Here is an 11,881-nt window from a genome sequence, read left to right as displayed (position 1 = left end):
CGGCAAAAGCATCGGCTAAAACCCTTAACAAGCTGATAAATAAAGGATTTTAAGCTTTTCTTGTACTACCTCCTTGGAGGTAGGCAGTGCAAGCATAGGCTTAGGCCCCCTTGGGCTTCGTTGACCTGGGTCAAGTTTTTGCGGGGTTTGCCTCTCTAGTCTGCCGGCATGGCTAATTGACGGGAGAGCATTGTGACCCAACCGCGTGTACGACAAGGCTTGGTGCTGGGCATGAGCACGCTGGCCTTCACTGTGTGCTTCATGGTCTGGATGATGTTTGCCGTGCTCGGGGTGCCGATCAAGGATTTGCTCCAGCTTAATGAAACCCAATTCGGCCTGCTGGCCGCGACCCCGGTGCTGACCGGCTCGCTGGTGCGTTTGCCGCTGGGTTTGCTGACCGACCGATTTGGCGGGCGCAGCGTGTTTTTCCTGCTGATGCTGACCTGCGTCACGCCGCTGTACTTGATCAGTCACGCCACCGCCTACTGGCAGTTCCTGGTACTGGGTTTGTTCGTCGGCCTGGCCGGTGGCTCGTTTTCCGTGGGGATTGCCTACGTCGCCAAATGGTTCGACAAGGAGAACCAGGGCTTCGCCATGGGCATCTTCGGTGCCGGTAACGCCGGGTCGGCGGTGACCAAGTTCCTGGCCCCGGCGCTGATCGCCGCCGGCAGCTGGCAGCTGGTGCCGAAAGTCTTCAGTGCGATCTTGTTTATCACTGCGCTGCTGTTCTGGTTCCTGACCTCAGAAAACAAGGGCCATCGCAGTGCCACGGGCGCCAGCTTGCGTGAGCAACTGCGCTCGCTGAAAGATCCTGCGGTGTGGCGCTACTGCCAGTACTACTCGATCGTCTTCGGCGGCTACGTTGCCCTGGCACTGTGGATGACCAAGTACTACGTGCAGGAATACGGTTTCAGTTTGCAAAGCGCGGCGCTGCTGGCGGCCTGTTTCTCCCTGCCCGGCGGCGTACTGCGCGCCGTCGGCGGCTGGATGTCGGATCGCTGGGGGGCGCAAAGCGTGACCTGGTGGGTGTTGTGGGTCAGCTGGATCTGCCTGTTCCTGCTCTCGTATCCCCAGACCCAACTGCAAGTGCAGACCATCGATGGCCCGCTGGATTTCCACATTGGCCTGAGCCCCGCGCTGTTCACCGTGCTGCTGTTCGTCATGGGCATCGCCTTCGCATTCGGCAAGGCCTCGGTTTTCAAATACATCGCCAATGACTACCCGAAAAACATGGGCGCGGTGTCCGGCATCGTCGGCCTCGCGGGTGGCCTGGGCGGTTTCGTGCTGCCGATCCTGTTCGGCGCCCTGGTGGACCTCACCGGCGTGCGCTCTTCCTGCTTCATGTTGATGTACGGCGTGGTCTGGGTCTCCCTCACCTGGATGTACTTCAGCGAAATACGCAAAAGCCCGGTGCTTGGTAAAGAGCCGCTGCTGACCCCGTCCCCGATTTCCAGCATTGCCCAAGGAGAAGAACATGTCCGTTCTGCAAACGCCTGACAAAGGCCCGGTCATTCATGACTGGCGCCCCGAGGACCCCGCATTCTGGGGAAGTAGCGGCAAACAGACCGCCACTCGCAACTTGTGGATTTCCATTCCTGCACTGTTGTTGGCCTTTGCGGTGTGGATGGTCTGGAGCACGGTGATTGTGCGGTTGAACGCCATCGGCTTCAGCTTCACCACCGACCAATTGTTCTGGCTGGCGGCATTGCCGGGGCTGTCCGGTGCGACCTTGCGGGTCTTCTATTCCTTTATGGTGCCGATCTTCGGCGGCCGGCGCTGGACTGCCCTGAGCACCGCGTCGCTGCTGCTGCCATCGATCTGGATGGGCTTCGCCGTGCAGGACCCGAGCACCTCATACAGCGTGTTCGTGTTGATTGCCTTGCTCTGCGGTTTTGGCGGCGGCAACTTCGCATCGAGCATGTCCAACATCAGCTTCTTCTATCCCAAGTCCCAGCAGGGCACCGCTCTGGGCCTCAACGCCGGGCTGGGCAACCTGGGCGTCTCGGTGATGCAGTTCTGTGTGCCGCTGGTGATTACCTTCGGTGTGTTCGGCTTCATGGGCGGCTCGTCGCAAGCGTTGCCGGACGGCGGTCAATTGTGGCTGCAGAACGCCGGGTTCATCTGGGTGCCATTTATCGTCCTGGTGACGGTGTTGGCCTGGTTCGGCATGAATGACCTGTCCAGCGCCCGGGCCTCGTTCAGCGAACAGGCGGTGATCTTCAAGCGCAAGCACAACTGGCTGATGTGCTGGTTGTACCTGGCGACCTTCGGTTCGTTCATCGGGTTTTCCGCCGCGTTTCCGCTGCTGATCAAAACCTCCTTTCCGGATGTCATCGCCTTGAAATTCGCCTTTCTCGGTCCACTGGTTGGCGCTCTGGTGCGGCCATTGGGTGGCTGGCTGGCGGACAAGCTCGGTGGCGCGAAAGTGACCCTGTGGAACTTCGTGGCGATGATCGCGATGGTCTTCGGCGTGATGCACTTCTTGCCGCAGAACGGCGCGGGCGGCAGCTTCTACGGCTTCCTTGGCCTGTTCATGCTGCTGTTCATCACCACTGGCGTGGGCAACGGCTCCACCTTCCGGATGATCCCGGTGATCTTCCGCACACAGCACGAAAAAGCCTCGGCCGGGAAATCGCCAGCCGTGCGCGAACAGGCGCTCAAGGATGCCGGCAAGGAGTCGGCCGCCGTCCTGGGCTTCAGTTCGGCCATGGGCGCCTTCGGTGCGTTTTTCATTCCCAAATCCTTCGGCACTTCGATGGCCCAGACCGGCGGCCCTGAGATGGCTTTCTATATGTTCGTCGGCTTTTACCTGAGCTGCATCGTGGTGACCTGGTGGTGGTACGCGCGCAAAGGCGCCGCAACCCCCTGCTAAGCCGACCCGAATCCAACCATTGCGTGGGCGGGGCATAGAACCCCGCAGCAAGCCTGAGAGGACACACCGTGAGTCATTTACTGGATCAACTGCGGTTTTTCAATCGCAAGCAAAACGAGTTTTCCGACGGTCATGGAGAAACTCGCAAAGAGTCTCGCGACTGGGAGAACGTCTACCGTTCGCGCTGGCAGTACGACAAGATCGTGCGCTCCACCCATGGGGTGAACTGCACCGGCTCGTGCTCGTGGAAAATCTACGTCAAAAACGGCCTGATCACCTGGGAAACCCAGCAGACCGATTACCCGCGCACCCGCAATGATCTGCCCAACCACGAACCCCGCGGTTGCCCGCGTGGCGCCAGTTACAGCTGGTACATCTACAGCGCCAACCGCCTCAAGTACCCGAAAATCCGCAAGCCATTGCTCAAACTCTGGCGCGAGGCGCGGCTGACCATGGCGCCGGTGGAAGCCTGGGCGAGTATCGTCGAGGACAAGGTCAAGGCCGATTCCTATAAAAGCAAGCGCGGCATGGGTGGCTTCATTCGCTCCAACTGGGAGGAAGTCAACGAGATCATTGCCGCGTCCAACGTCTACACCATCAAGCAATACGGCCCGGACCGGATCGTCGGTTTCTCGCCGATTCCGGCCATGTCGATGGTCAGCTACGCCGCGGGTTCGCGTTACCTGTCGCTGATCGGCGGTGCGTGCCTGAGCTTTTATGATTGGTACTGCGACTTGCCACCGGCCTCGCCGATGGTTTGGGGCGAGCAAACCGACGTGCCGGAATCGGCCGACTGGTACAACTCCAACTACATCATTGCCTGGGGCTCCAACGTTCCGCAGACCCGTACTCCCGATGCGCACTTTTTTACCGAAGTCCGTTACAAGGGCACCAAGACTGTCGCAATCACCCCGGACTACTCGGAAGTCGCCAAGCTCACCGACCTGTGGCTAAACCCCAAGCAGGGTACCGATGCGGCGCTGGCGCAGGCGTTCAACCATGTGATCTTCAAAGAATTCCACCTGGACAAACCGAGCGCTTATTTCACCGACTACGCCAAGCGCTACACCGATTTGCCGGTGCTGGTGCTGCTCAAACAAATGGCCGACAAGGCGCCGGGCGCCGGTTACCAGCCGGACCGCTTCCTGCGCGCCAGCGACCTGACCGACAACCTCGGCCAAGAGAACAACCCGGAATGGAAAACCATCGCCCTGGACGTCAGCGGTGAACTGGTTTCCCCTCAGGGCTCCATCGGCTATCGCTGGGGCGAGAAGGGCAAGTGGAACATCCTGCCTCGTGAAGGCGGCGAAGGGCGTGAGATCGATCTCAAGCTGAGCCTGATTGGCGATGACGTCGCCGAAGTGGCGTTCCCGTATTTTGCCGGCGAGTCCCACGAGCACTTCCAGCACGTCGCTGGCGATGCCGTGCAATACCGCCGCGTGCCGGTGCACAACGTGGTGCTGGCGGACGGCAGCGTGGCCAAAGTGGCCACCGTGTTCGACCTGTCGGCGGCCAACCTGGCGATCGATCGTGGCCTGGGTGGCGCAAACGTCGCCAAGGATTACAACGACGCAAGCGTACCCGGCACCCCGGCCTGGCAGGAGCAGATCACCGGCGTCAGCCGCGAGAAAGCCATCCAGATCGCCCGCGAGTTCGCTGACAACGCCGACAAGACCCGTGGCCGCTCGATGATTATCGTCGGCGCGGCGATGAACCACTGGTACCACATGGACATGAACTACCGCGGGCTGATCAACATGCTCATGCTCTGCGGGTGTGTCGGCCAGACCGGTGGCGGTTGGGCGCACTATGTCGGTCAGGAAAAACTGCGTCCGCAATGCGGCTGGCTGCCCCTGGCATTCGGCCTGGACTGGAACCGTCCGCCACGGCAGATGAACGGCACCAGCTTCTTCTACGCCCACAGTTCGCAGTGGCGCCACGAGAAGATGAGCATGCACGACGTGCTCTCGCCACTGGCCGATAAATCACAGTTTCCCGAGCATGCCCTGGACTACAACATCCGCGCCGAACGCGCCGGCTGGTTGCCCAGCGCACCGCAACTCAACACCAACCCGCTGCACATTTGCCGCGATGCAGCGAAGGCCGGCATGGACCCGAAAGACTACGTGGTCAAGTCGCTGCAAGACGGCTCGCTGCGTTTCTCCTGTGAACAGCCGGACAGCCCGGTGAACTTCCCGCGCAACATGTTTATCTGGCGTTCCAACTTGCTGGGCTCCTCGGGCAAGGGCCACGAGTACATGCTCAAGTACCTGCTCGGCACCAAGAACGGGGTGATGAACGAAGACATCGGCCAGGTCGGCGATTGCAAACCTGAAGAAGCCGAATGGGTGGACGAGGGCGCCATCGGCAAGCTCGATCTGGTCACCACGCTGGACTTCCGCATGTCCTCGACCTGCGTCTATTCCGACATCGTCTTGCCGACCGCGACCTGGTACGAAAAGGACGACATGAACACCTCGGACATGCACCCGTTCATTCACCCGTTGTCGGCCGCCATCGACCCGGCGTGGGAATCGCGTTCCGACTGGGAAATCTACAAAGGCATTGCCAAGGCCTTTTCCAGCATGGCGGTCGGGCATCTGGGCGTTGAGAAGGACCTGGTGACCATCCCGCTGATGCACGACAGCGTCGGCGAACTGGCTCAACCTTTTGGCGGCACCGACTGGAAAACCGCCGGCGTGGCCCCGGTGCCAGGCAAGAACGCGCCGAACCTGCATGTGGTGGAGCGTGATTACCCGAACATTTACAAGCAGTTTTCCTCGCTGGGGCCATTGCTGGAAAAACACGGCAACGGTGGCAAGGGCATCAACTGGAACACCGACAAGGAAGTGAAATTCCTTGGCGAGCTCAACCATCACGAAACCGCTGCTGGTATCAGTCAGGGGCGACCGAAAATCGACACGGCCATCGATGCCGCAGAAGTGATCCTGTCCCTGGCCCCGGAAACCAATGGCCATGTCGCCGTCAAGGCCTGGGCTGCGTTGTCGGAATTTACCGGCATCGATCACAGCCACCTGGCGTTATCCAAGGAACACGAGGCGATTCGATTCCGCGACATTCAGGCGCAGCCGCGCAAGATCATTTCGAGCCCTACCTGGTCGGGTCTCGAAGACGATCACGTCAGCTACAACGCCGGCTACACCAACGTTCACGAAGCCATCCCATGGCGCACCATCACCGGTCGCCAGCAGTTCTACCAGGATCACCCGTGGATGCAGGCGTTCGGCGAGCAACTGATGAGTTACCGCCCGCCGGTCAACACCCGCACCATTGCAGGGGTGAAAGGCAAGCGCAGCAATGGCGAGACCGAAATCGTCCTGAACTGGATTACTCCGCACCAGAAATGGGGCATCCACAGCACTTACAGCGACAACCTGCTGATGCTGACCCTCAGCCGCGGCGGGCCGATTGTCTGGCTCTCGGAGAACGACGCGAAACGCGCCGGCATTGAAGACAACGACTGGATCGAATGCTTCAACGCCAACGGCGCGCTGACCGCACGAGCGGTGGTCAGCCAGCGGGTCAAGGACGGCATGGTGATGATGTACCACGCCCAGGAACGGATCGTGAACGTGCCTGGTTCGGAAACCACCAAGACCCGTGGCGGCCACCACAACTCGGTCACCCGCGTGGTGCTCAAACCTACCCACATGATCGGTGGCTATGCGCAGCAGGCCTACGGTTTCAACTATTACGGCACGGTCGGTTGCAACCGCGATGAATTCGTCGTGGTACGCAAGATGGCCAAAGTCGACTGGCTCGATGGTTCGTCCGGCGATGACCTGCCGCGTCCTCTGCCGACCGATATCGAGGAGAACTGAGATGAAGATTCGCTCACAAATCGGCATGGTTCTGAACCTGGACAAGTGCATCGGTTGCCACACCTGTTCGATCACCTGCAAGAACGTTTGGACCAGCCGCGAAGGCATGGAATACGCCTGGTTCAACAACGTCGAATCGAAACCCGGCATCGGTTACCCGAAAGAATGGGAAAACCAGGACAAGTGGAAGGGCGGCTGGATCCGCAATGCCAACGGCACGATCAACCCGCGCATCGGCGGTAAATTCCGGGTGTTGGCGAATATTTTCGCCAACCCGGACCTGCCGAGCCTCGACGATTACTACGAACCGTTCGACTTCGATTACCAGCACCTGCATACCGCGCCGCTGGGCGAGCATCAGCCCACTGCGCGCCCGCGTTCGCTGATCTCCGGCAAGCGCATGGAGAAAATCGAGTGGGGCCCGAACTGGGAAGAAATCCTCGGCACCGAATTCGCCAAGCGCCGCAAGGACAAAAACTTCGACAAGATCCAGGCGGACATTTACGGCGAGTACGAAAACACCTTCATGATGTATCTGCCGCGCCTGTGCGAGCACTGCCTCAACCCGACCTGCGCGGCGTCGTGCCCGAGCGGGGCGATCTACAAGCGTGAAGAAGACGGCATTGTGCTGATCGACCAGGAAAAATGCCGTGGCTGGCGGATGTGCATCAGCGGCTGCCCGTACAAGAAGATCTATTTCAACTGGAAAAGCGGCAAGTCCGAGAAGTGCATCTTCTGCTACCCGCGTATCGAAGCCGGGATGCCGACTGTTTGCGCCGAAACCTGTGTCGGGCGCATTCGTTACCTCGGTGTGCTGCTGTATGACGCCGACCGCATCAGCGAAGTGGCGAGCACCGCCAATGAGCAAGACCTGTACGAGAAACAACTGGAGATCTTCCTTGATCCGAATGACCCGGCAGTGATTCGCCAGGCCCTGGCCGATGGCGTACCGCAGTCGGTGATTGATTCAGCCCAGCGTTCGCCGGTCTACAAAATGGCCGTGGACTGGAAACTCGCACTGCCACTGCACCCGGAATACCGCACCTTGCCAATGGTCTGGTACGTGCCGCCGCTGTCGCCGATCCAGAACGCCGCTACCGCCGGCACCGTGGGCATGAACGGGGTGATCCCGGATGTCGACAGCCTGCGTATTCCACTGAAGTACCTGGCGAACCTGCTGACAGCGGGCGATGAAAAACCGGTCAAACGCGCACTTAAACGCTTGCTGGCGATGCGCGCCTACAAACGTTCCGAGCAAGTCGATGGCGTTCAGGACCTGCAAGTGTTGAAGGACGTCGGCTTGAGCGTGGCCCAGGTCGAAGAGATGTATCGCTACCTGGCGATTGCCAACTATGAAGACCGCTTTGTGGTACCGAGTGCCCACCGTGAAGACGCCATGAGCGACGCCTTTGCCGAACGCTCCGGTTGCGGCTTCAGTTTCGGCAGCGGTTGCAGCGGCAGCTCCGACACCAACATGTTCGGTGCAAAGAAAGCCAACCGTCGCGACGTCCTGAAAACCGTCCAGTTGTGGGAGGAATGAGCATGCAAATTCTCAAAGTGATTTCGCTGCTGCTCGACTATCCGACCGAGACGCTGATTGGCGGGCGCGACGAACTGGAGCAAGCGATCATCCAGTCACGGGAGATCAGCCCTAAACAGCGCGGTGCGTTGTTCGAGTTGCTGGAGCTGATCTGCGCCAATGACCTGATGGACGGGCAGGAGCACTACGGCGCGCTGTTCGGCCGAGGTCGTTCGCTGTCACTGCTGCTGTTCGAGCACGTGCACGGCGAATCCCGCGACCGTGGCCAGGCCATGGTCGACATGATGGCGCAATACGAAGCCGCCGGTTTTGCCATCGGCGTCAAGGAGCTGCCGGACTATATCCCGTTGTACCTGGAGTTCCTGTCCACCCGCGAAGACCTCGAGGCCCGCGAGGGCCTGGCGGATGTTTCGCACTTGCTGGCCTTGCTCGCCGCACGTCTGGAAGAACGCGAAAGCGCCTATGCCAGTTGCTTCCGGGCGTTGCTGCAAATCGCCGGGGCCGAGCCCCATCAGGCGGTGGCCGACCTGCGGGCGCAGGTGGCAGCAGAACCACGCGACGACTCCCTCGAAGCCCTCGACAAAATCTGGGAAGAGGAGGCCGTGGACTTTCTCCAGGCCGAACAGCAAGACCGTTGCAGTGGACTGCCAAGCGCTCCGGGCAAGGCCCGGGAAGAAAGCGCGGTGCCGTTGCACTGGGTGGATTTTCAGCATGAAGGGTTGGCCGCCGTGCCAGCCAAGGAGGTAGGCAATGTCTAAATGGAACCTGTTGTTGTTCGGGATCTATCCCTATGTCGCTTTGGCGATTTGCCTGATTGGCAGTTGGGCCCGTTTCGATCTGTCGCAGTACACCTGGAAGGCTGGCTCCAGCCAGATGCTCAATCAGAGCGGCATGCGCGTAGCGAGCAACTTGTTTCACATCGGTGTGCTGTTCGTGCTGGCCGGGCATTTTGTCGGCCTGCTGACCCCGGCGTCGGTTTATCACCATGTGATCAGCACTGAGAACAAGCAGTTGCTGGCGATGGTGTCCGGTGGGTTCTTCGGCCTGTTGTGCCTGATCGGCCTGCTGATGCTGGTCAAGCGGCGGCTGACCGATCCTCGGGTACGTGCCACTTCCAGCCCTTCGGACATCCTGATTCTGCTGGTGCTGCTGGCGCAGTTGCTGCTGGGCCTGCTGACGATCGTCGCGTCCACCGGCCACATGGACGGATCGGTGATGGTGATGCTCGCCAACTGGGCACAGAACACCGTGCTGTTGCGGCCGATGGAAGCGGCGGCGTCCATCGCGCCGGTCGGGCTGACTTATAAGCTGCACGTGTTTCTCGGCTTGACCCTGTTCGTGCTGTTTCCCTTCACCCGTCTCGTACACATGATCAGCGCACCGATCTGGTACCTGGGTCGTCGTTATCAAATCGTTCGGCAGAAAGTCTGAGGAGAACATCATGTCAGGTGGATGTGGATGTGGCGGCGGTAACGGCGGCAGCGGTGGCTGCGGTTCTTCCAAAAATGCAGAGCCTTCGGTGCCGGAAGTTGTCGACATCGCGCAGTTTGAAGCACTGCCGGTCGAGCCGGTGGCGGCCGAGGACGTCCCGGCGCAGTTGATCGCCAGCAGCGAACAGGAGTGGCCGATCATCAGCGTCAATGGGGTGTCGATCACGCCGGAGGCAATGGCCCAGGAGCTGCAATATCACCCGGCAGAAAGCCGTGAAGAGGCGGTCTATCTGGCCGTCAGGGCGCTGGTGATCCGCGAATTGTTGCAGCAGCGCATTGCCGAGCTCGGCCTGGCGCTGGAGATCGGCGCCGGTGAGAACGAAGAAGAAGCGGCCACACGCTTGTTGCTCGAACAGGAAGTGCAGGTGCCGCAGTGCGACGAGGAAACCAGTCTGCGCTACTACGAAAACAATCGCGGGCGCTTTCACAGCGCGCCGTTGCTGGCGGTGCGGCACATCCTGCTCGAGTCCGCGCCGGATGATGTCGAGGCTCGCAGCCTTGCGCATGCTCAGGCCGAAATCCTGTTGCAGCGGCTGGCGGATTTCCCCGGCAGTTTCGCCGATCTGGCAGTGAAATATTCGGCCTGCCCGTCGAAGGCTCAAGGCGGTTCTCTGGGGCAGATCAGCAAGGGCCAGACCGTGCCCGAACTGGAACGTCAGCTATTCACTCTGGCGCCGGGCCTGGCCAGCAAACCGCTGGAAAGTCGCTACGGCTGGCATGTGGTCAGTGTCGATCAGCGGATCGAAGGCATGCCGTTGCCCTATGAAGTGGTGTCGACGGCGATCCGCACGCAGTTGCAGCAAGGCGTCTGGCAAAAAGCGCTGGTGCAGTACCTGCAAACCCTGATCGGAGCGGCGGATATTCGTGGCATCCACTTGCAGGGCGCCGACTCACCGCTGGTGCAGTGAGCATCGAGACAAACCGGGAGATGTGATGAACGCTGTCATGCAGGATGGTTTTGGACGGCAGATCGATTATCTGCGGATGTCGGTGACGGACCGTTGTGATTTTCGTTGTGTGTATTGCATGGCGAAAAACATGACCTTCCTGCCGCGTCAGCAGGTCCTGACGCTGGAGGAATTGCAGCGCCTGGCAACGTTGTTCGTCGGGTTGGGCGTCCGCAAAATCCGCCTCACCGGCGGTGAGCCGCTGATTCGTCCGGGCATTGTCGAACTGTGTCGCAACATCGCCGCATTGCCCGGTTTGCGCGAGCTGGTGATGACCAGCAACGGCTCGCAGCTGGGCCGTCTGGCCCGGCCATTGGCGGAGGCTGGGGTCAAGCGGATGAACATCAGCCTCGATAGCCTCGACGGGCAGAAGTTTCGCACGATCACCCGCAACGGCGATCTCGATCAGGTGCTGGGCGGCATTGAAGCGGCACGGGGCGCGGGGTTCGAGCGGATCAAGCTCAACTGCGTGGTGATGAAGGGGCGCAACTTCGATGAAGTCCCGGCGTTGGTGCAGTACGCCATCGATCAGCGCATCGATATCAGTTTCATCGAAGAAATGCCGTTGGGCGATGTCGGCAGGTCACGGGGTGAATCGTTTTGTTCCAGCGATGAAGTGCGGGCATTGATCGCCGTCCAACATCGGTTGCTCGACAGTACGGAAAACAGCGGCGGACCGGCGCGCTACGTGCGCCTGGAACGCCATCCCGATACCCGGATCGGTTTCATTTCACCCAACAGCCATAACTTTTGCGGCACCTGCAATCGGGTGCGGATGACTGTTGAAGGGAAGCTGTTGCTCTGTCTGGGCCAGGACGACGCGCTGGATTTGCGTGGATTGCTGCGGCGTTATCCGCTGGATGACCAACCGCTGATCAACGCGGTGCAGAAGGCTTTGCGCGGCAAGCCGCTGCGCCACGACTTTGGCCCTGAAGGAGAGGTGCAGATTGTGCGGTTCATGAACATGAGTGGCGGTTGAGCTGTTCTGTTAAGGAAAGAGTTTGCTAAACACAATACTTGTGGCGAGGGAGCTTGCTCCCGCTGGGTTGCGAAGCAACCCTAAATGAGGCACCACGATTATTCAGACAAATCGAGCTTGCAGGATTACGACCGCTTCGCGGCCGAGCGGGAGCAAGCTCCCTCGCCACAGTGTTCGCTGCGGATTTTCCCTTCACCGCCTTCGGGCGGTT

The 11,881-nt window shown here is 60.2% G+C and carries 8 protein-coding genes; all 8 read left to right on the top strand.

Annotated elements, in window-relative coordinates; all coding sequences use genetic code 11:
• Positions 1-192 precede the first annotated feature (192 nt).
• The 8 genes from AC1RO5_RS07680 (at position 193) to moaA (ending at position 11,670) form a co-directional block, all read left to right on the top strand.
• A complete protein-coding gene (locus AC1RO5_RS07680) occupies positions 193-1,497 on the top strand; it encodes an MFS transporter (protein WP_493174145.1) in 1,305 nt (434 codons plus the stop codon).
• A complete protein-coding gene (locus AC1RO5_RS07675; protein WP_305409212.1) occupies positions 1,475-2,872 on the top strand; it encodes a NarK family nitrate/nitrite MFS transporter in 1,398 nt (465 codons plus the stop codon). The genes AC1RO5_RS07680 and AC1RO5_RS07675 overlap by 23 nt, the downstream gene beginning before the upstream one ends.
• Before the next feature lie 68 nt (positions 2,873-2,940).
• On the top strand, positions 2,941-6,714 hold the full coding sequence (locus tag AC1RO5_RS07670; RefSeq protein ID WP_493174144.1) for a nitrate reductase subunit alpha: 3,774 nt from the start codon (positions 2,941-2,943) through the stop codon (positions 6,712-6,714).
• A 1-nt stretch (position 6,715) separates the two neighbouring features.
• Positions 6,716-8,254, top strand: a complete 1,539-nt coding sequence (gene narH / locus AC1RO5_RS07665; protein WP_493174142.1) for a nitrate reductase subunit beta — start codon at positions 6,716-6,718, stop codon at positions 8,252-8,254.
• 2 nt (positions 8,255-8,256) lie between these two features.
• A complete protein-coding gene (gene narJ / locus AC1RO5_RS07660) occupies positions 8,257-9,012 on the top strand; it encodes a nitrate reductase molybdenum cofactor assembly chaperone (RefSeq protein ID WP_493174140.1) in 756 nt (251 codons plus the stop codon).
• A complete protein-coding gene (narI, locus tag AC1RO5_RS07655; protein WP_493174138.1) occupies positions 9,005-9,685 on the top strand; it encodes a respiratory nitrate reductase subunit gamma in 681 nt (226 codons plus the stop codon). The genes narJ and narI overlap by 8 nt, the downstream gene beginning before the upstream one ends.
• A gap of 10 nt (positions 9,686-9,695) precedes the next feature.
• A complete protein-coding gene (locus AC1RO5_RS07650; protein ID WP_493174136.1) occupies positions 9,696-10,652 on the top strand; it encodes a peptidylprolyl isomerase in 957 nt (318 codons plus the stop codon).
• A gap of 25 nt (positions 10,653-10,677) precedes the next feature.
• Positions 10,678-11,670 (top strand): GTP 3',8-cyclase MoaA, encoded by a 993-nt coding sequence (gene moaA, locus AC1RO5_RS07645; RefSeq protein ID WP_493174134.1) that lies wholly within the window; start codon positions 10,678-10,680, stop codon positions 11,668-11,670.
• Positions 11,671-11,881: the final 211 nt, after the last annotated feature.

Source organism: Pseudomonas sp. GW822-FHT02G04 (genome assembly GCF_058802085.1).
Note: the sequence above shows the minus strand (reverse complement) of the source record. Positions and strands in the feature narration are given on the sequence as shown.

Bases quoted from the DNA above. Each gene is read 5' to 3' on its own strand.
- AC1RO5_RS07675 (WP_305409212.1), top strand. From the start codon at position 1,475: ATGTCCGTTCTGCAAACGCCTGACAAAGGCCCGGTCATTCATGACTGG.
- narH (WP_493174142.1), top strand. From the start codon at position 6,716: ATGAAGATTCGCTCACAAATCGGCATGGTTCTGAACCTGGACAAGTGC.
- narJ (WP_493174140.1), top strand. From the start codon at position 8,257: ATGCAAATTCTCAAAGTGATTTCGCTGCTGCTCGACTATCCGACCGAG.
- narI (WP_493174138.1), top strand. From the start codon at position 9,005: ATGTCTAAATGGAACCTGTTGTTGTTCGGGATCTATCCCTATGTCGCT.
- AC1RO5_RS07650 (WP_493174136.1), top strand. From the start codon at position 9,696: ATGTCAGGTGGATGTGGATGTGGCGGCGGTAACGGCGGCAGCGGTGGC.
- moaA (WP_493174134.1), top strand. From the start codon at position 10,678: ATGAACGCTGTCATGCAGGATGGTTTTGGACGGCAGATCGATTATCTG.